Annotated in this window: 19 protein-coding genes and 2 tRNA genes; 12 read left to right on the forward strand and 9 right to left on the reverse strand. The window is 46.0% G+C overall.

From position 1 onward, the window contains the following. The first annotated feature begins 20 nt into the window (after window positions 1-20). The 4 genes from AACT18_RS09555 to AACT18_RS09570 are packed head-to-tail and all read left to right on the forward strand — an operon-like array spanning window position 21 to window position 2,855. The gene (locus AACT18_RS09555) at window positions 21-1,478 is read left to right on the forward strand and encodes a beta-barrel assembly-enhancing protease (RefSeq protein ID WP_094125220.1); all 1,458 of its coding nucleotides are present in this window, start codon (window positions 21-23) and stop codon (window positions 1,476-1,478) included. A gap of 23 nt (window positions 1,479-1,501) precedes the next feature. After that, window positions 1,502-1,852, forward strand: a complete 351-nt coding sequence (gene arsC, locus AACT18_RS09560; RefSeq protein ID WP_017042768.1) for an arsenate reductase (glutaredoxin) — start codon at window positions 1,502-1,504, stop codon at window positions 1,850-1,852. Beyond that, window positions 1,849-2,421: an NAD(P)H:quinone oxidoreductase gene (gene wrbA / locus AACT18_RS09565; protein WP_013856276.1), complete on the forward strand. Its 573-nt coding sequence runs from the start codon at window positions 1,849-1,851 to the stop codon at window positions 2,419-2,421. The genes arsC and wrbA overlap by 4 nt, the downstream gene beginning before the upstream one ends. Window positions 2,422-2,429: 8 nt before the next feature. Continuing rightward, window positions 2,430-2,855, forward strand: coding sequence for a DUF2069 domain-containing protein (locus AACT18_RS09570; RefSeq protein WP_441351401.1), 426 nt, complete (start codon window positions 2,430-2,432; stop codon window positions 2,853-2,855). Between the two features lie 101 nt (window positions 2,856-2,956). On the opposite strand, the gene AACT18_RS09575 is transcribed toward AACT18_RS09570, so the two are convergent. Beyond that, complete coding sequence (locus tag AACT18_RS09575; protein WP_176428372.1) at window positions 2,957-4,102, reverse strand: DUF2066 domain-containing protein; 1,146 nt, start codon at window positions 4,100-4,102, stop codon at window positions 2,957-2,959. 189 nt (window positions 4,103-4,291) lie between these two features. Here AACT18_RS09575 and AACT18_RS09580 point away from each other — a divergent pair, with 189 nt between their 5' ends. After that, window positions 4,292-5,551, forward strand: coding sequence for a uracil-xanthine permease family protein (locus AACT18_RS09580; protein ID WP_010320498.1), 1,260 nt, complete (start codon window positions 4,292-4,294; stop codon window positions 5,549-5,551). Between the two features lie 45 nt (window positions 5,552-5,596). On the opposite strand, the gene ybaK is transcribed toward AACT18_RS09580, so the two are convergent. The 8 genes from ybaK to hemA form a co-directional block, all read right to left on the reverse strand. Continuing rightward, complete coding sequence (gene ybaK, locus AACT18_RS09585) at window positions 5,597-6,073, reverse strand: Cys-tRNA(Pro) deacylase (RefSeq protein ID WP_026027304.1); 477 nt, start codon at window positions 6,071-6,073, stop codon at window positions 5,597-5,599. Between the two features lie 106 nt (window positions 6,074-6,179). Next, a complete protein-coding gene (gene ushA, locus AACT18_RS09590; protein ID WP_088729081.1) occupies window positions 6,180-7,841 on the reverse strand; it encodes a bifunctional UDP-sugar hydrolase/5'-nucleotidase UshA in 1,662 nt (553 codons plus the stop codon). 360 nt (window positions 7,842-8,201) lie between these two features. Then, the gene (gene kdsA / locus AACT18_RS09595; RefSeq protein WP_026028071.1) at window positions 8,202-9,053 is read right to left on the reverse strand and encodes a 3-deoxy-8-phosphooctulonate synthase; all 852 of its coding nucleotides are present in this window, start codon (window positions 9,051-9,053) and stop codon (window positions 8,202-8,204) included. Window positions 9,054-9,075: 22 nt separating this feature from the next. Further along, window positions 9,076-9,885: a SirB1 family protein gene (locus AACT18_RS09600; protein ID WP_094125223.1), complete on the reverse strand. Its 810-nt coding sequence runs from the start codon at window positions 9,883-9,885 to the stop codon at window positions 9,076-9,078. A gap of 18 nt (window positions 9,886-9,903) precedes the next feature. Then, window positions 9,904-10,287 carry a SirB2 family protein gene (locus AACT18_RS09605; RefSeq protein WP_013856268.1) on the reverse strand — a complete coding sequence of 128 codons (384 nt, stop codon included), beginning with the start codon at window positions 10,285-10,287 and terminating at the stop codon, window positions 9,904-9,906. Beyond that, the gene (gene prmC, locus AACT18_RS09610; RefSeq protein ID WP_017045760.1) at window positions 10,272-11,153 is read right to left on the reverse strand and encodes a peptide chain release factor N(5)-glutamine methyltransferase; all 882 of its coding nucleotides are present in this window, start codon (window positions 11,151-11,153) and stop codon (window positions 10,272-10,274) included. The genes AACT18_RS09605 and prmC overlap by 16 nt, the downstream gene beginning before the upstream one ends. Window positions 11,154-11,157: 4 nt before the next feature. Continuing rightward, the gene (prfA, locus tag AACT18_RS09615) at window positions 11,158-12,246 is read right to left on the reverse strand and encodes a peptide chain release factor 1 (protein WP_013856266.1); all 1,089 of its coding nucleotides are present in this window, start codon (window positions 12,244-12,246) and stop codon (window positions 11,158-11,160) included. Window positions 12,247-12,276: 30 nt separating this feature from the next. Beyond that, window positions 12,277-13,536 carry a glutamyl-tRNA reductase gene (gene hemA, locus AACT18_RS09620; protein WP_013856265.1) on the reverse strand — a complete coding sequence of 420 codons (1,260 nt, stop codon included), beginning with the start codon at window positions 13,534-13,536 and terminating at the stop codon, window positions 12,277-12,279. Between the two features lie 161 nt (window positions 13,537-13,697). Between hemA and lolB the strand changes: the two genes are divergently transcribed. The 7 genes from lolB to AACT18_RS09655 all read left to right on the forward strand — a co-directional run bounded on the left by lolB (window position 13,698) and on the right by AACT18_RS09655 (window position 18,499). Beyond that, complete coding sequence (gene lolB, locus AACT18_RS09625; protein ID WP_017045762.1) at window positions 13,698-14,330, forward strand: lipoprotein insertase outer membrane protein LolB; 633 nt, start codon at window positions 13,698-13,700, stop codon at window positions 14,328-14,330. After that, the gene (ispE, locus tag AACT18_RS09630) at window positions 14,327-15,199 is read left to right on the forward strand and encodes a 4-(cytidine 5'-diphospho)-2-C-methyl-D-erythritol kinase (RefSeq protein ID WP_094125224.1); all 873 of its coding nucleotides are present in this window, start codon (window positions 14,327-14,329) and stop codon (window positions 15,197-15,199) included. Before lolB ends, ispE begins: the two co-directional genes overlap by 4 nt. A gap of 29 nt (window positions 15,200-15,228) precedes the next feature. Next, complete coding sequence (locus AACT18_RS09635) at window positions 15,229-16,173, forward strand: ribose-phosphate pyrophosphokinase (protein ID WP_010320509.1); 945 nt, start codon at window positions 15,229-15,231, stop codon at window positions 16,171-16,173. 149 nt (window positions 16,174-16,322) lie between these two features. Continuing rightward, window positions 16,323-16,913 (forward strand): aminoacyl-tRNA hydrolase, encoded by a 591-nt coding sequence (pth, locus tag AACT18_RS09640; protein ID WP_013856262.1) that lies wholly within the window; start codon window positions 16,323-16,325, stop codon window positions 16,911-16,913. A gap of 10 nt (window positions 16,914-16,923) precedes the next feature. Continuing rightward, window positions 16,924-18,015: a redox-regulated ATPase YchF gene (gene ychF, locus AACT18_RS09645; protein WP_013857965.1), complete on the forward strand. Its 1,092-nt coding sequence runs from the start codon at window positions 16,924-16,926 to the stop codon at window positions 18,013-18,015. Window positions 18,016-18,297: 282 nt separating this feature from the next. Then, a tRNA-Met gene (locus tag AACT18_RS09650) sits at window positions 18,298-18,374 on the forward strand. Window positions 18,375-18,414: 40 nt separating this feature from the next. Further along, a tRNA-Leu gene (locus tag AACT18_RS09655) sits at window positions 18,415-18,499 on the forward strand. The last annotated feature ends 61 nt before the right edge of the window (window positions 18,500-18,560 follow it).

Below are 18,560 nucleotides of genomic sequence, written 5' to 3' on the forward strand. Positions count from 1 at the left end.
ACGGAATATCACTGACAAATATGAAGTTTAAACGCGCTCGATCCTTACTTTGCCTCTGTATTACTGTGGCGATAAACGCCCCTTCCTTGAGCTATGCCGATGCCATAGAGCTACCGGACATTGGGACAGTAGCAGGTTCGACCTTGACGATTGATCAAGAGCTTATTTATGGCGATGCTTATATGCGCATGCTGCGTAACAGCCAGCCTATCGTCAATGATCCGGTGATAAACGAGTACATCGATAGCCTAGGGCATAAATTGGTTGCCAATGCCAACGATGTAAAAACGCCGTTCACCTTTTTTATGATCCGCGATCGCAATATCAATGCGTTTGCCTTCTTTGGCGGTTATGTTGCGTTGCACTCTGGGTTGTTTTTGCATGCACAAACAGAAAGCGAACTCGCTTCGGTTCTTTCGCACGAAATTGCCCACGTCACACAGCGCCATTTAGCACGCAGTATGGAAGACCAAGCCAGACGCTCACCAGCAACAATCGCCGCATTGGCAGGCTCTTTGTTACTGGCTATTGCGGCACCTGAAGTAGGCATTGCCGCCATTACCGCCACCACCGCAGGCAGTATGCAAAGCCAAATAAACTATACGCGCAGTAATGAAAAAGAGGCTGACCGATTTGGTATTGCAACGCTAGCCAAAGCGGGGTTTGATGCCCAAGCCATGCCAAGGTTTTTTGGCCGCCTCGCTGATGAATATCGTTACGCTAGTAAACCGCCACCAATGTTACTAACCCATCCGCTGCCAGAAGATCGTATTACCGACAGCCGTGAGCGCGCCCAACACTACCCGCCTATGCGCCTTCAACCTTCGTTGGATTATCATTTAGCACGCTCGCGAATTGTTGCTCGCTATGCTGGAATTGATAATGAAGCCGCTCTTGATTGGTTTAAGCGAGCGGAGAAAAAAGAAAATGCAGCTCTCATCCCAGCCTTCCAATACGGTAACGCCTTGGTCTATCTCGATAGTAAGCAACTCGAAAAATCACAGGCAATTTTATCAAAACTGGTTGCGCAAGACCCGACAAACAATTTCTATCTTGATGCGATGGCCGATCTCGATATCGCTCTAAATCAAGCGGCCAAAGCCCAAACCTTGCTCGAGAAGGCGCTCAAACAGAAACCGAACAATCCAACCTTGACAATTAACTATGCTAACAGCTTGTTAAAACAACATAAATTGTCTGATGCCATTCGGGTATTGCAGCGCTACACCCATGACAACCCTAATGATACCAACGGCTGGCATTTGCTATCAGAAGCGAATATCGGCATTGGCAATAGCCAAGAAGATCTCGCCGCGCGAGCGGAGCTTCTAGCGCTCAAAGCTAATTGGAATAAAGCGATTCAATATTACACTCAAGCAAGTCAACTCGCTGAACTTGGCAGCTTAGAACAAGCTCGCTACGATGCACGCATTGACCAATTGATGGTGCAACGAGACCGATTCTTATCACTCCAATAATCACAATACAACGAGGAGAAGTTATGTCAGTCGTGATTTATCACAACCCAAAATGCTCAAAAAGTCGTGAAACTCTGGCACTGCTAGAAGACCGCCAGTTAAAGCCACAGATCATTAAATATTTAGACCAAGCGCCAACCATCGAACAGTTGAAAACCTTGTACGCTCAACTCGGGCTACAACAGGTTCGTGATATGATGCGCACCAAAGAAGATCTCTATAAAGAACTTGGCCTAAGTGATGATGCACTTACTGATGATCAACTATTTTCAGCCATGGCCGCGCATCCTAAGTTGATTGAGCGTCCCATTGTTGTCGCCAATGGTAAAGCGCGCCACGGCCGTCCACCAGAGCAAGTACTTGAGATTTTATGAGTATTAAAGTCGTCGTACTTTATTACAGCAGGCACGGTTCAACGCAAGCACTGGCAAGGCAAATCGCACGCGGAATTGAAGCACAAGGCGCGACAGCGCTCTTGCGCACCGTTCCGGCGCTAGACAATCATGCAGAGCAAACGACCGATCCCTACCTGACTCTGGATGAGTTAAAGCAATGTGATGGTTTGGCTTTTGGCAGCCCAGTCTGGTTTGGCAATATGGCCGCGCCACTGAAGCACTTTTGGGACCAAACGACCCCTCTATGGATTAGCGGCGCATTAATTGATAAACCCGCTTGCGTGTTTACTTCTTCATCCTCTTTGCATGGCGGCCAAGAGAGTACGCAACAGAGTATGATGCTGCCACTGATGCATCATGGCATGCTAATCGTTGGCATCCCTTATTCAGAGCCTACACTGCATACCACAACCTCTGGAGGCACGCCATATGGTGCAAGCCATGTCGCAACACACTCGCCACAACTCACTACGCACGAAAGTGAACTGGCTAAAAATTTAGGAAAACGGCTGGCAATGCTAGCCAGCCGATTAAAGGACAGATTATGACGGCAGAAATGATGCCAAGCACCAAGCAGTACCGATGGCTAGCTTTACTGAGTAACTTATCCCTAATTATATGGGTGGTTTTATGGCAATTCTCGCTCTCTCCTCACCCTCATCTTAATCATGTTGCATTGGCCATTGCATGGGTTATCCCACTGCTTTTACCATTACCGGGAATTTTGGCCGGAAAACCCTACACTCACGCCTGGGCCAACTTTGTTTTAATGCTCTACTTTCTACACGCATTGACGCTGGTTTATGTTGATGGAGGGGAGCGCTGGTTAGCGGTAGTGGAACTGCTACTTACATTTGCCGCTTTTGTCGGTAATACCTTGTATGCTCGCCATCGCGGTAAAGAGCTCGGACTGAAACTCAAGCGTCTATCTGAAGTAGAAAAACAAGAGAAAGCCAATTTTACCCACGATAATCAACCATAGAGTCAATCCATGACAGGATTGCCTATTCTTCTCATACAAAAAGAGCCCTGATGGGCTCTTTTTGATTATCTCAGCATTTGTTCAAGAGGTGACTGAGTACTTTACGCTTGCCACTCAAAAGAGAGCACTCGCTTCACTGGTTCAGTGATGGCCTGAGATAATGACGGTTCAGGTGTGACTTGCAAAGAGCCTGACTCCACAGCAGAATCATCAACCTCTGCTGCTGGGGTAAGCTGTGTTGGCACACTCTCTGGCTGTGGGTCGTCAATTTTAGCGACTTTGCCCATGCGTAGCACTTCTTGCTCAAACTCGGACTCTGAAGCCAACAAATGCACTTCGAAAGTGATTTCCTCACCTTGAATCTTGAGAATGTCCAAAGAAGCAACAGAGCTTAAGCGCTTCAACTTATTCTCCAAGGTAAAGAAATCCATTGCATCATCAATCGGGCTAAAACGAGCAAGCAGCGAAGAAGAGGATTCACTGGCCACGATAACCGAGCTCTTTCTTGCATAGTAATCACTCAATTGATCGACCATTTGTTCAATGGCATAGTCACCAGACGCTTGACCAGACAGTGGCGCTTTCGTGGCTTGTGTCATTTGAGCGGCGGGTTGATCATACAAACTCCAACGCACACCATTACTTTGCACTCTGACCACCAACACAGCATCGGTTGGATAACGTTGGCTAGCCATACTGATAGGCTGCACGAAACCGCCCCACAAATCCGAGACTTCCACACCGGTAATATCATCAAAATCACCCACAGGCACTGTGATAGGCAAACCGCGAGTTTGAGTCGCGCCTTTAAGCTGTTTTAACGTACTCGTGTCAGAATGCTCCCAAGCGATACTGCGGTCATAACCTGACTCTTCAATCAACCAGACTAAAACATTAGCTCGGTTTTCAGGCCAAAATGGTAATTGAGCTTGAGTTAATAATGTGCGGATATGCGGTGCGCTAAACCCCATGACAATCGAAGATTGCGCCCCATTTTGACCATAACTGATTTGCGCTAAATATTGCGAATTCTGCCTTAAGGCTTTTTTAATCACCTCATTGTTCACCGCATTCCTATCACCCGAAGCTCGAACAATCACTTCGCTCATCCCTTTGATACGAGCATTCGCGTCGGCATTGTCTTGCTGTTGATCAATCACGACTTCGGTATGGTATAAGTCGACCTTGGTTAAGGCATAAGCAGGGAGAGTGAGTAAGCTCATCACCAACATAGCTAAATAGCGCATACTGTTCCTATGATCTGTTTTGTGAACGTCGATGATAAGCAACTATCCGGTCCGCGGCAAGGAATCCACGGCAGAGTTCGGTGATAATTTCATCAACATTTGTGACTTTATTTGATCTAGTTTCAATGGCAATCGTTTGCAAAAGTGATAGAATCCCGCGAATTTTTATTTTGCTTCAGGGAAATCATGATGAAAAATGCCATCCAAGGCGCACAGATGCTCTTCGTCGCATTTGGTGCGCTGGTTCTTGTCCCGCTGTTAACTGGGCTTGATCCTAACGTTGCACTATTTGGCGCCGGTGTCGGTACCCTTTTGTTCCAACTTATTACTCGCCGCTCTGTCCCCATCTTTCTTGCTTCTTCTTTTGCCTTTATTGCACCGATTATGTTTGGCATCCAAACTTGGGGCGTTGCCTCGACGATGGGCGGTTTAGTGGCCGCTGGTTTTGTCTACATACTACTGGGAGCGATCATCAAAGTCCGTGGCGTAGAAATCATCCACAAAATTTTACCTCCTGTGGTCGTTGGCCCGGTGATCATGGTGATTGGCTTAGGCCTTGCGCCTGTTGCTGTAAACATGGCGCTAGGTAAAACTGGAGATGGTTCGGTACAACTGATTAGCTCAGATGTAGCGATGTGGATCTCTTGCGTTTCACTGTTAACCACCATCACGATTAGCGTTTTTGCCAAAGGTTTTCTCAAACTGTTGCCGATCTGCGGCGGTATTTTTGCAGGCTATCTTTTGGGCCTCTATTTTGGTGTAGTGGATTTTACTCCTGTTACGCAAGCGGCTTGGCTGTCAATGCCGAACTTCACTTTCCCTGAGTTCAACATCAACGCGATCTTGTTCATGATCCCGGTTGCAATTGCTCCGGCAGTCGAACACGTGGGCGATATGCTCGCGATCTCAAACGTCACCGGAAAAGATTACATCAAGAAACCTGGGCTACATCGCACCATTGCGGGTGACGGTGTTGCCACCATCGCAGCCTCGATGCTGGGCGCGCCACCGAATACCACATACAGCGAAGTGACGGGCGCCGTAATGCTGACGAAAGCCTTTAATCCAGTAATCATGACTTGGGCTGCGATCACCGCGATTGTATTAGCATTGGTTGGTAAGCTGGGCGCGCTACTGCAAACCATTCCAATCCCAGTAATGGGCGGCATTATGATTTTGCTGTTCGGTTCAATTGCAACGGTTGGCCTAAACACACTGATTAAAAATCATGTCGATCTTCACAAGTCTCGTAACTTAGTGATTGTGGCAGTGACATTAGTGTTTGGTATCGGCGGCATGGCCTTTGGTATCGGAGAGTTTAGCCTACAAGGTGTCAGCTTATGCGGTATCGTAGCCATTATTCTAAACTTGATCCTTCCTAATGACTTAGGAGAAAACCATGTGGTGGATAACGCCCAGATGGAAGAAGAGATCAAACTGAAGAACTAATTTTGCCAGTCAATCCGGTCTCAATCTAGGCCGGATTTTCATTCTCTATTCTTGACACAATTCAACAAACTCACCTCGCGTTAATAACGCAAGATCGCTCGGTGCCAATTCAATCTCTAAACCGCGCTTACCTGCACTGACACAGATGGTCGATTGATCTTCTGCGCTGAGATGAATGAAGGTCGGTAGTGCTTTTTTCTGCCCAAGCGGGCTAATACCACCGACCACATAACCTGTGGTTTTTTGCGCTATGTCTGGATTAGCCATTTCCGCTTTTTTCGACTTAGCCGCTTTGGCCGCACGCTTTAAGTTTAATTTTTGATCAACAGGAATAATCGCGACAGCGAGATTTTTCGGCTCGCCATTTAAGCAAAACAGCAGTGTTTTAAACACTTTTTTCGGATCTTGTCCCAAAACCTCAGCCGCTTCTAAACCATAACTGCTGTGATTAGGATCATGTTGATATTGATGGAGAGTGTGAGGAATTTTTTTCTTTTTCGCCAAATCAATCGCAGGTGTCATCGTGCTTATCTCAAAGTAACCGTTAGTGCCAATAAAAAAGCGATGCCTAAGCACCGCCTTTAGTTAAAATGATTGCTCACAATGAGTCAAACTCTTTATCGCGCTATCACTTATAGACAATTTCGCCCGCTGGCGCATATTGGTTCACATCAATTGGACTGTGTGCTTCGAGGTAATCTTTCAATACTTCCGCGTCCACAAAGCCTGTATTGACATAACCTGGGTGATCGGAGATTTTTGGATAACCATCACCACCAGCTGCATTGTAGCTAGGCACGGTGAAGCGATACGTTTCGTCCAAACGGAGCTGCTTATCACCAATAAAGACGTTCGATACCTTACCATTGGCCACTGTCATCGAAATCCCCGCGAATTGTACATAAGCGCCAGAATCAACAGGTTTGGTCGCCACTTCATTGAGGTAATCCAACACTTCAGCCCCGGTCATATCGGTATAAGTGAGAATATTGGCAAAAGGTTGTACTTTAAGCACATCTTTATAAGTGATTTTTCCTGCATCAATCGAATCACGCACGCCGCCAGAATTCATCACCGCAAAGTCGGCTTTTGCACGTTCCATATGAGAAAGTGCAATCAAACGGCCTAAATTTGTTTGTTGGAAACGCACAACGTTGCGATCCCCTTCTAACTTGCCATTACTTTGTGCAATGACCACATTCAGTTTCTCTTGACCTTGTTCTTGATATGGGCGCAAAAAGTTAAGCATTTCTGGATCTTCAGCGATTTGATCTTGAATCAGTACGCGCTTACTCTCGCCATTCACTTTCACTTTTTTCTTCAAGTTTACGGGGATCAGGTTGTAGCTCACCATGTTCAGTTCACCATTACGGAATTCGTAATCCGCACGGCCAACATACTTACCCCATTCATGCGCTTGCACTATGTAAGTACCGTTTTGCATATCAGGCTTACATTCATCTCCCGGATGGAAGTTTTTCTTCACCACATTAGGGCCTTCCATGCAGACAGGCTCTTGAGAGTGGCCGCCGACGATCATATCGAGAGAACCTTCATCCAAGTATCGTGCAAGCGCAACATCACCCGGTGCATTCACACCACGTTGGCCATTTTCATAATGGCCCATGTGGGTAACGGCAAAAATAAGGTCCGGCTTTTCCGTTTTCTCAATTTCTGCGATCAGTTTTTTCGCTTCTTCTTTTGGATCTCTAAACTCAATACCACCAATGTATTCAGGGTTGCCGATTTTAGCAGTATCTTCGGTCGTTAAACCGATAACCGCTATTTTCACGCCCTGTTTATCAAACATTTGGTAGGCTTGGAATAGACGTTTTCCGGTCGATTTATCGTAAATGTTGGCCGACAGCATTGGGAAATTCGCCCACTCTTTTTGCTTAAACAACACCTCGAGCGGGTTATCGAATTCATGGTTACCTAACGCCATTGCATCATAACCAATCTTGCTCATGCCTTTAAAATCAGGCTCTGCATCTTGTAGATCAGATTCAGGAACTCCGGTATTAATATCGCCACCAGAAAGAAGCAGTACGCTGCCGCCTTCAGCTTCAATATCAGAGCGAAGATCGTCGATCAGCGTTTTACGTGCCGCCATACCATACTCGCCATATTTGTTTTGCCAGAAACGACCGTGGTGGTCATTAGTGTGTAACACGGTGAGTTTATAAGTCGTATCTTCTTTCCACTCATGAGTGGGTTGAGTTGCGCAACCCATAAGGGCTGTAAGAATAGCCGCGCTGAGCGCTGTTTTTAGAATAAGACGTTGTTTCATTATCATACCTTTGAACTTGAAAAATCCGCTGCTTGTGAGGGGGAGGTCATGGTCAACGTTGCAAACACAAAATCAAGCCATACCGATAAACTTGACCCAGTTTAAATTAACATCTCAAAGGTGACAGATTGATTTCATATTTATGTAGAATTGATCACTATAAAATCAATTCAAAAATGTAACGGTTGCCACAGGTTACACGTGAAATTTTAATGGATCACAGGCAATCGTTTCCTTTCCTAAACACGAAAAAATAAGGAAAAGTGAGCACTTAGACAAGATAAACAGGTTTGGGAAACATTCGATAAAATTTGACCACCTTGCGGTGGCCAAATTATGAGTGGTAGATCCAACAAAAAATCAGCGGATATCGATATGAGCAAAGCTCTTGATCAAATCATCTAACGCTTTCATTTGTGCAAGGAAAGGTTCAAGTTTATCCAAAGGCAGTGCCGATGGACCATCGCAACGCGCTTTATCTGGGTTTGGATGCGCTTCAATAAAAAGGCCCGCAATCCCGGCAGCAAGACCTGATTTTGCTAACTCAACTGTCTGCTCACGACGCCCACCAGAAGCTGCGCCAGAAGGGTCGCGCATTTGCAGTGAATGGGTCACATCAAAAATAATTGGGCTGCCGTTTGATACTTTTTTCATCACACCAAAACCCAACATATCAACGACCAGATTATCATAGCCATGGCAAGCACCACGTTCACACAAAATCACTTTGTCGTTGCCGCACTCTGCAAATTTTTCCACGATATTGCCCACTTGACCAGGGCTCATAAATTGTGGTTTTTTCACGTTGATCACTGCACCTGTTTTCGCCATCGCTTCGACAAGGTCAGTTTGACGAGCAAGAAACGCTGGCAGTTGAATCACATCAACCACCTCAGACACAGGCTGAGCTTGAGCTTCTGTGTGCACGTCAGTGATGATTTTGACGCCAAAGGTCTCTTTTAGCTCTTGGAAAATTTTCATTCCCTCTTCCAAGCCGGGGCCACGATAAGAGTGAACAGAGCTGCGGTTTGCTTTATCAAAAGAAGCTTTAAACACATAAGGGATGCCGAGTTTATCGGTCACTTTCACGTAATGCTCACAGATTTGCATCGCTAAATCACGGGATTCAAGGACGTTCATTCCAGCAAACAGAGTAAAGGGTTTGTCGTTAGCAACGGGAATATCACCCACGTGGACGATTTTTTGTTCCATTTTATTCTCTCTCATTTAGCGGTTAATGCAGCGTAATAGCTTCAAAGCTTAATGCATTAACTTGATTTTTTAATAACTCAGCCGCCGGATCATTCGGACAATGATCAATAAAGTATTGATAATCGGATAAGGCAATTTGGTGACAATCCAGTTGCTGATAGATAAATCCGCGATCGCGGATCTCATACGGATCATCAGGAACAAAAGTCAGCGCTAAATCAGTACAACGCAGCGCTAAGGTATAACGCTCTTCTCTTAATAGTGCGCTCTTTAGTAATGCCAGCCAACGACCGATCACCGTCGGATTATCTGTCACTTCCAAATGACTCGATTTCAGCTTAGACAAGACCCCTTTATGCCCAACTAACCACGCTTGTAGTATATGTAATGAGACGATTTCACCAGTAAAAGGGTTAATATAAACCGGTGATTCATCGCACCAATGCAACTGCAATAAAAACTGTGTGGGAAAGGTAATACCTTGTAAAGGAAAGCCTAGCTTGCGCGCAAAATAGAGCAACAGCGCACCTAAACTGACGGGAATACCTTTGCGGTGCTGCAATACTTTATCGATGAAGGCATTACGTGAATCAAAATAAGCCTCTCTGTCACCGCGAAAACCCCATTGTTGGTAAAACAGATGCAACAACGCTTCAAAACGCTGTTTTTCATCCTGTTCATTAGCTAACTCGTGTTTTGCTTGTGTAAGCAAACGGGCCAACTCTTGGCGTGCCCATTCATCCTCAGTTTCAGGATTGACGGCCTTGTTTAAGATCAGCGCCCCTTCCACCAATTCCATTGCATCAAAATCTTCATCGAACCATTCAAACATAATGCCGCTCGGATGCTGTTAGCCTAAAAACATAGCCGTTTTTACGATGGCGATTTTTCCCGCCATAGCAAGCCAACCTAATGCGCCCAAAAAAGCAAAGGTACGCAACAGCTTATTCCTACCCAGTTTGAGCGCAAAGAAGCCCAGCGCAATGTACGCCATCACACAAGTCAGCTTCTCAGTTAACCAAGGTGCGGCTGGGGTAAATGGGATAAAACCAGACATCACAATCAACGCGATACCCGATAACAACAACAGCGAATCGTTAATATGAGGAAAACGTTTCAAAAAAGGGTGTTGCAGCCATTTGGAATCCATCATCATCAAGGCATAACGTACCGACAACAATAGTGCACTGATCGCAATGGTCAGTAGATGAAAATGTTTTAATCCTTCGTACATGATGCTCTCTCTTCTGAGTGCGAATATTGACCCAGTGTCACTCGGTCATTACCCGCATAATCCTTTTCTGTCACTACATGGTGATAGCCGAGTGACTCAAATAACGCTCTGACTGCCGCCCCTTGATCATAACCATGTTCAAACAGCAGCCAGCCTTGTTGCTGCAAATAGTGACGCGCATTCTCTGCAATGTGTTTAATGTCAGCCAAGCCTTTGTCTTTGGCCACCAGCGCACTTAAAGGCTCAAAACGTACATCCCCCTGCGTGAGATGGGGATCATTTTCTTCAATATACGGTGGATTGGAGACAATTAAAGCAAACTTTGTACCGAGCTTTAAAGGTTCAAACCAACTACCTTGTAAAAATGTGACATTGGTAATAGTTAAACGCTGCGCGTTTTCCAACGCTAAAGCTTGCGCTTCTGGGCGTAAGTCGATACCAACCACATGACGTTCAGGTAACTCAGACGCTAACGCTAATGCGATTGCGCCAGTTCCTGTGCCTAAGTCCAAAATATCCCCTTGCGTCTGCTGGCTTTTTTCTAACGCAATTTCAACCAAACGTTCAGTATCCGGCCGAGGAATTAATGTCGAAGGCGAAACTTTCAGTGGCAGCGACCAAAACTCACGTTCCCCGACCAAATAGGCCACAGGCTCCCCCGTCACTCGACGCGTAATCAGCGAGCAAAATTGCCGTGACTGCGTTTCGCTCAAGGTCTTTTCAGGCCAAGTCAGCAGATAAGAACGTGGTTTATCCAGTACATGGCAAAGCAGCACCGCTGCATCCACAGAAGGCGAATCACTGCCGCCTTCTTGGAGTTGAGCAATCGCGGCTTTCAACGCATCATCAATACGAGATAACGTCATGAGATCAGTGTTGATCGGCAAGAGCGGCAAGTTGGTCTGCTTGATATTCTTGAATGATTGGATCAATCAAGCTTTGCAGATCCCCTTCCATCACTTCATTAAGACGATAGATGGTTAAGTTAATACGATGATCGGAAACGCGGCCTTGCGGATAGTTGTAAGTACGAATACGGTCGCTACGATCACCAGAACCCAGTAGGTTACGACGAGTATCGGACACTTCGGCTGCGCGCTTCGCTTCTTCCGCTTGTGCAATACGAGCGGCCAATACGGCCATCGCTTTGGCTTTGTTTTTGTGCTGTGAACGCTCGTCCTGACACTCAACTACCGTGCCTGTTGGTAAGTGGGTAATACGGATCGCAGAGTCGGTGGTGTTTACGTGCTGACCACCCGCGCCCGATGAGCGGAAAGTGTCAATTTTCAGATCGCTAGCTTTAATTTCTGGAATTTCTGCTTCAGGAATTTCGGGCATGATCGCGACGGTACAAGCGGAAGTATGCACACGACCTTGAGATTCCGTGGCTGGAACACGCTGTACGCGGTGACCGCCTGATTCAAACTTAAGCACACCGTAAGCGCCATCACCACTCACTTTAGCAATCACTTCTTTATAGCCACCATGCTCAGCATAACTAGCGGACATAATTTCGATACGCCAGCTCATTTTCTCAGCATAACGGCTGTACATACGGAACAGATCGCCAGCAAAAATACCCGCCTCATCACCGCCCGCCCCTGCACGAATTTCTAAGAAGCAGTTGCGATCATCGTTCGGATCTTTTGGTAGCAACAGAATTTGCAATTCATCAGTGAGACGTTCAATCGTCGCTTTGGCTATTTTGATTTCCTCTTGAGCCATCTCACGCATCTCGGCGTCTTCTTCTTTGGTCATCTCTTCTGCGGCAACCAAATCCTCTTGCGCTTGTTGGTAAGCTTGGAAGCATTTAGTTACTTCCTCAAGCTGAGAGTACTCTTTTGACAAAGTACGGAATTTGTTTTGATCACTAATTACGGTAGGCTCACCAAGCAGGCGCTGAACCTCTTCGTAACGCTCAACAAGGGATTCAAGCTTAACTAAAATCGACGCTTTCATAGTTTCTTCTTTAATTCGGAGTGACGGATATTATCGAGGGTCGTCAAGACCCAAACTTTGTCTAATCACGGCCAATTTAGCCGGTTCACCTAACTCGGCAGCGCTTTGCAATGCTCGGGTTGGTGTGTGGATCAATCGATTGGTGAGTTTGTTACTTAACTCAAGTAACACTTTTTCAGGATCGCCCCCTGCAGCCAGTGCCTGCAAGCTTTTGCTGAGCAATTCTTGACGAATTTCGTTGGCCGATTGACGGTATTCTCGGATGCTGTCTACCGCTTGCAAGGAGCGCATCCAGCTCATAAAGGCTGCGCTCTCTTCACTGACAATCGCTTCAGCTTGAATGGCTTCAACTTTACGCTGTTCCATATTGCTGTCTACAATCGACTGAAGATCATCAACCGTATACAGATAGGCATCGTTTAAATCCCCGACCTGCGATTCAATATCACGAGGCACGGCAATATCAATCAGTAACATGGGTTGATGGCGGCGCACTTTAATCGCACTTTCTACCATCCCTTTGCCAATAATCGGCAGTGGGCTGGCGGTTGAACTGATGACGATATCCGCGTGAGCGAGATAGTCAGGTATCTCATTGAGTGCAATCACTTCAGCGTCAAACTGCTGTGCAAGCCCCATCGCTCGCTCGCGGGTTCGGTTGGCGACTATCATGCGTTTACATCGATGGCTGGCTAAATGCTTCGCAACCAGTTCGATGGTTTCACCCGCCCCAACCAACATTACCGTTGAATCAGAGAGTGATTCAAAGATCTGCTTTGCCAACGTACAAGCAGCATAAGCCACAGATACCGCACTGCCGCCTATTTCGGTTTCGGTACGCACACGTTTAGCTACCGAGAATGCTTTTTGAAACAGTTTTTCAATCGCTGAATCAGCCGCGTTATGCTCGCGAGCATCCGCATAGGCTTGCTTCACCTGCCCTAAAATCTGCGGCTCACCCAATACCAGTGAATCCAGCCCACAAGCCACTCGCATCAAATGACGAATAGCGGCTTGTTCTTCATGTACATACAAACTCGGTTTAAGATCTTCAGGATTCACATGATGGAACTGAGACAACCAATCGATTAACTTACTTTTGCTCGACGATTTTACATCACAATAAATTTCCGTGCGATTACAGGTAGAGACAATAACGCTACCTTGAACGCTGGAACTGGACGCAAGTTGTCGCAAGGCTTCTGATAATTTATCAGGACCAAACGCCACTTTCTCTCGCAGTTCTACCGACGCTGTATTGTGATTTATTCCAATAGCAAGCAAGGACATCTATAGAGGTTTCTCGGTTCAGGAAATGTAAATAGGAGCAGAATTTTACTTGATGCCCTGTTTTAATGAAAGGGCAACAAGGATTTGTTTTCCCGACTTCGTGATATCAATGATATAGTGAGGCGTTTTTACGGCCTTCACTGTGTAAATAATGGGCAGATATGACACGCGCAAATAGACTGATTTTAACTCTCCTCACTCTGCTAACACTCTTTGGTTGCACAAACTTACCCTCAACAAGGGTCGAGAGCGTCGGCTGGCAGCAACACCAACAGCAATTGCAAACGATCCGCGAGTACCAAGCCAGCGGAAAACTCGGCTATATATCACCACAACAGCGCCAATCCCTCAATTTTCATTGGCAAAAAAACGCCGACCATAGCCAGCTTCGTCTCTCAACATTTTTAGGGCAGACCGTTTTAAATCTCTCCATCTCGCCTCAGGGCGCCCAGGTCAAAACGTATGATGATCAAATTATCGATGCGCAGAATGCGGATGCTTTAGTTTACGAGTTAACTGGGTTATCGATCCCCATTGAGCAGCTACAAGATTGGCTTCTTGGATTGCCAACCGAGGCGGATGGTTTTCAATTGAATCAAAATAATTTGTTGGCATCGTTAGATAAACAGCTAGGGCTTAGCCGCTGGCACTTGGAATATTTGAACTACCAAGCTTATCCCTTCGTCTCAACATCCGCTTCTTCCACTTCAGTGCCACTTCCGGCCAAACTGAAGCTGACTCAAGATCAAGTTTCATTAAACCTCGTCATTTCAAAGTGGACCCTAACGCCATGATTTGCACCCCAACCCACTGGCCATCACCCGCTAAGCTCAACCTGTTTCTGTACATCACCGGGCAAAGAGCCGACGGATATCATGAATTACAGACACTGTTTCAATTTCTCGATTTTGGTGATGAGTTAACCATTACCGCCAATCAGTCTGGCGAAATAACTCTCACACCAGACATTACTGGCGTTGCGCTACAAGACAACTTGATTTGGAAAGCGGCCATCGCCTTACAAAAGGCAAGTGGATGCCGCTATGGCGCGAGCATTGAATTAAATAAAGTTTTGCCAATGGGCGGTGGCATCGGTGGCGGCTCTTCCAATGCTGCAACCGTGCTTGTTGCACTGAACTACTTATGGCAAACCAATCTATCACAGCAAGAACTCGCTACGCTCGGTTTAACACTCGGGGCGGATGTTCCCGTTTTTGTCCATGGCTTTGCCGCATTTGCTGAAGGCGTAGGTGAAAAACTGACCCAAACCGAACCAAAGCAAAAATGGTATTTGGTGGTTCGGCCTAATGTGAGCATTGCAACGAAAGATATTTTCACTCATCCCCAATTGATAAGGAACACGCCAAAACGAGCGCTATCAACGCTTCTCGAACACCCTTACGAAAACGATTGCGAAAAAATTGTCCGAATGCTGTACCCAGAGGTTGATAAGCAACTTTCATGGCTGCTACAATACGCGCCGTCAAGATTGACTGGGACGGGATCTTGCGTTTTTGCCGAATTTTCTAGCAAAGTAGAAGCGGAAGCTGTCCTTGCCAAGCTCCCTGACACAGTCTTCGCGTTTGTCGCCTTAGGGTGTAACATTTCGCCACTGAAAAAGACTCTGGCTGAATACCAATTCGCCAACACCCGACCTATTTAAAAACTGGACGCAACCCTGAGGTTTCCACCGTGCCTGATATGAAGCTATTTGCTGGTAACGCCACACCTGAACTAGCCCAACGTATTGCTGAACGTCTATACATCTCTCTTGGTGATGCTACTGTTTCTCGTTTCTCCGACGGTGAAGTTGCAGTGCAAATCAACGAAAATGTTCGTGGTAGCGATGTATTTATTATTCAATCTACTTGTGCTCCTACTAATGACAACTTAATGGAATTAGTAGTGATGATTGATGCAATGCGCCGTGCTTCAGCAGGCCGTATTACTGCTGTCATCCCATATTTTGGTTATGCCCGTCAAGACCGCCGAGTGCGCTCTGCTCGTGTACCGATCACTGCAAAAGTTGTTGCAGATTTCCTTTCAAACGTTGGTGTTGACCGCGTTTTGACCATCGACCTTCACGCAGAACAAATCCAAGGCTTCTTTGACGTCCCAGTAGATAACATCTTTGGTACGCCAGTGTTGCTTGAAGATATGAAAGCGCGTGGGTTAGAAGATCCTGTTGTGGTTTCACCTGACCTTGGTGGCGTGGTTCGTGCTCGTGCGACTGCAAAAGCATTAGGTGATATCGACATCGCAATCGTTGATAAACGTCGTCCACGCGCCAACGTGTCTGAAGTTATGAACCTGATTGGCGATGTTGATGGGCGCGATTGTGTGATCGTGGATGACATGATCGACACTGGCGGCACTTTGTGTAAAGCCGCTGAAGCGCTGAAAGAACGTGGTGCAAAACGTGTATTTGCTTACGCAACGCACGCGGTATTCTCAGGTAACGCAGCAAAAAATATCAAAAACTCAGTACTAGACCAAGTTATCGTCACAGACTCGATCACCCTATCTAAAGAGATGGCGGCAACCGGCAAAGTGACACAATTAACCTTGTCTAGCATGCTTGCTGAAGCGATTCGTCGCATTAGCAACGAAGAGTCTATTTCTGCCATGTTTAATTAAAACTCAGTTTATTTACTGATTTTTAAATGCTTTTAAAGCACTTCATTGAAAAATGAAGTGCTTTTTCCTTTGTTATTTTAGCGCCTCGCACCCTTTCCCTTTTGTGTGCTATCATACCGCGCTTTTGATATTGCAAAGAGATCCTAACCTTGAGCCAACCAATCAAACTTCTTGTCGGGCTAGCAAATCCTGGCCCTGAATACGCCAAAACGAGGCACAATGCCGGCGCTTGGGTAGTAGAAGAATTAGCCCGAGTTCATAACGTCACCTTGAAAAACGAAGCCAAATTCTTCGGTTTCACCGGACGTATCGTGGTTAATGGTGAAGATCTGCGTTTATTGATCCCAACAACTTTTATGAATTTATCCGGTAAAGCCGTGGCGGCCATCGCCAAGTTTTACCAGATAAAACCAGAAGAGATCATGGTGGCACATGATGAACTAGACTTACCTCCCGGGGTCGCTAAGTTCAAAATGGGCGGTGGTCATGGCGGGCATAATGGCCTTAAAGACACCATCAGCAAACTCGGCAATAACAAAGAATTCTACCGCCTGCGGATTGGTATCGGCCATCCGGGGCACAAAGATAAAGTAGCAGGCTATGTTTTAGGTAAAGCACCCGCCAAAGAGCAAGAGTGCCTAGATGCCGCGGTTGACGAATCGGTTCGTTGCTTCGACATTTTACTAAAAGATGGTCTAACTAAAGCACAAAATCGCTTACATACGTTCAAAGCTGAATAAGGTTACAGTCATGGGTTTTAAATGTGGCATCGTGGGTTTACCAAATGTGGGTAAATCGACATTATTTAATGCACTAACTAAAGCGGGCATCGAAGCAGCAAACTTCCCGTTTTGCACTATCGAACCAAACACGGGTGTGGTTCCTGTTCCAGACCTTCGTCTCGATGCGTTAGCAGAAATTGTAAACCCTCAACGTATCCTTCCGACGACAATGGAATTTGTCGATATCGCAGGCCTAGTGGCTGGCGCGTCAAAAGGTGAAGGTTTAGGCAACAAATTCCTTGCAAATATCCGTGAAACAGATGCGATTGGTCACGTTGTTCGCTGCTTCGAGAACGAAAATATCGTTCACGTAGCAGGCAAAGTATCGCCAATTGAAGATATTGAAGTAATCAATCTAGAGCTTGCCCTTGCCGACCTTGATAGCTGTGAACGCGCCATTCAACGTCAAGCAAAACGTGCCAAAGGTGGCGATAAAGACGCTAAATTTGAAATCACCGTATTAGAGAAGCTACTCCCTGTATTAACGGAAGGTGGTATGGCTCGCACGGTTGAACTCTCAAAAGAAGAGCTAGCTGCCGTAGATTATCTCAACTTCTTAACGTTGAAACCGACCATGTATATCGCCAACGTGAGCGAAGATGGCTTTGAAAATAACCCGTACCTTGATGCTGTCAGAGAGTTTGCAGAAAAAGAGAACAATTCTGTGGTTGCTGTTTGCGCAGCCATTGAAGCTGAACTATCTGAACTTGAAGAAGAAGATCGCGCCGAGTTTTTAGCCGATTTAGGCATTGAAGAACCCGGTCTAAACCGCGTGATTCGTACCGGTTACGAACTGCTAACGCTACAAACCTACTTCACCGCAGGCGTAAAAGAAGTGCGTGCCTGGACGATTCCGGTCGGTGCGACGGCTCCGCAAGCGGCGGGAAAAATCCATACCGACTTTGAACGTGGTTTCATTCGCGCTGAAGTTGTGGGTTATGATGATTTCATTCAATATCGCGGCGAAAATGGAGCCAAAGAAGCGGGCAAATGGCGCTTGGAAGGTAAAGAATATATCGTAAAAGATGGCGATGTTATCCACTTCCGCTTCAACGTGTAAATAACTCGTTAATCAGCCATTAATACACCATTAAAGCCGACAGATTCTGTTGGCTTTTTTGTTTTTTTCTCAAAATCAACCTTAGCGACAAGCAAGGAAAAATCAATAAGCTTAATGATTTATTAACCGTTTTTGATCACAAACACGTCTCTTTGTTCAAAAAAAGTTCGAACGGTTGGTTTCAAAGAATTTATTCAAAAAAACTATTGACGCTCTAGAGCCATATCCGCATAATGCGCTCCGTTCTCGACATTAAGGCAAACTTAAAGAGAGAATAAAAATGGCTACGTAGCTCAGTTGGTTAGAGCACATCACTCATAATGATGGGGTCACAGGTTCGAATCCCGTCGTAGCCACCATTTCCTAAGTATTTTTCTTATAAAAATATTTAGGAAAGTTGCGGAAATGGCGAAATTGGTAGACGCACCAGATTTAGGTTCTGGCGCCGCAAGGTGTGAGAGTTCAAGTCTCTCTTTCCGCACCATATTTAGATGAGCAATCATCTTGTAGGGCTATCGCCAAGCGGTAAGGCAGCGGCTTTTGAT

The sequence above is a fragment of the Vibrio sp. V04_P4A5T148 genome, from assembly GCF_963875605.1.
GTDB classification, from domain to species: Bacteria; Pseudomonadota; Gammaproteobacteria; order Enterobacterales; family Vibrionaceae; genus Vibrio; species Vibrio anguillarum.

Bases quoted from the DNA above. Each gene is read 5' to 3' on its own strand.
- ybaK (WP_026027304.1), bottom strand. From the start codon at position 6,073: ATGACACCTGCGATTGATTTGGCGAAAAAGAAAAAAATTCCTCACACT.
- prmC (WP_017045760.1), bottom strand. From the start codon at position 11,153: ATGACGTTATCTCGTATTGATGATGCGTTGAAAGCCGCGATTGCTCAA.
- ispE (WP_094125224.1), top strand. From the start codon at position 14,327: ATGATTTGCACCCCAACCCACTGGCCATCACCCGCTAAGCTCAACCTG.
- kdsA (WP_026028071.1), bottom strand. From the start codon at position 9,053: ATGGAACAAAAAATCGTCCACGTGGGTGATATTCCCGTTGCTAACGAC.
- arsC (WP_017042768.1), top strand. From the start codon at position 1,502: ATGTCAGTCGTGATTTATCACAACCCAAAATGCTCAAAAAGTCGTGAA.
- lolB (WP_017045762.1), top strand. From the start codon at position 13,698: ATGACACGCGCAAATAGACTGATTTTAACTCTCCTCACTCTGCTAACA.
- AACT18_RS09580 (WP_010320498.1), top strand. From the start codon at position 4,292: ATGAAAAATGCCATCCAAGGCGCACAGATGCTCTTCGTCGCATTTGGT.
- hemA (WP_013856265.1), bottom strand. From the start codon at position 13,536: ATGTCCTTGCTTGCTATTGGAATAAATCACAATACAGCGTCGGTAGAA.
- AACT18_RS09570 (WP_441351401.1), top strand. From the start codon at position 2,430: ATGATGCCAAGCACCAAGCAGTACCGATGGCTAGCTTTACTGAGTAAC.
- ushA (WP_088729081.1), bottom strand. From the start codon at position 7,841: ATGAAACAACGTCTTATTCTAAAAACAGCGCTCAGCGCGGCTATTCTT.
- ychF (WP_013857965.1), top strand. From the start codon at position 16,924: ATGGGTTTTAAATGTGGCATCGTGGGTTTACCAAATGTGGGTAAATCG.
- AACT18_RS09575 (WP_176428372.1), bottom strand. From the start codon at position 4,102: ATGCGCTATTTAGCTATGTTGGTGATGAGCTTACTCACTCTCCCTGCT.
- prfA (WP_013856266.1), bottom strand. From the start codon at position 12,246: ATGAAAGCGTCGATTTTAGTTAAGCTTGAATCCCTTGTTGAGCGTTAC.
- wrbA (WP_013856276.1), top strand. From the start codon at position 1,849: ATGAGTATTAAAGTCGTCGTACTTTATTACAGCAGGCACGGTTCAACG.
- AACT18_RS09605 (WP_013856268.1), bottom strand. From the start codon at position 10,287: ATGTACGAAGGATTAAAACATTTTCATCTACTGACCATTGCGATCAGT.
- AACT18_RS09555 (WP_094125220.1), top strand. From the start codon at position 21: ATGAAGTTTAAACGCGCTCGATCCTTACTTTGCCTCTGTATTACTGTG.
- AACT18_RS09600 (WP_094125223.1), bottom strand. From the start codon at position 9,885: ATGTTTGAATGGTTCGATGAAGATTTTGATGCAATGGAATTGGTGGAA.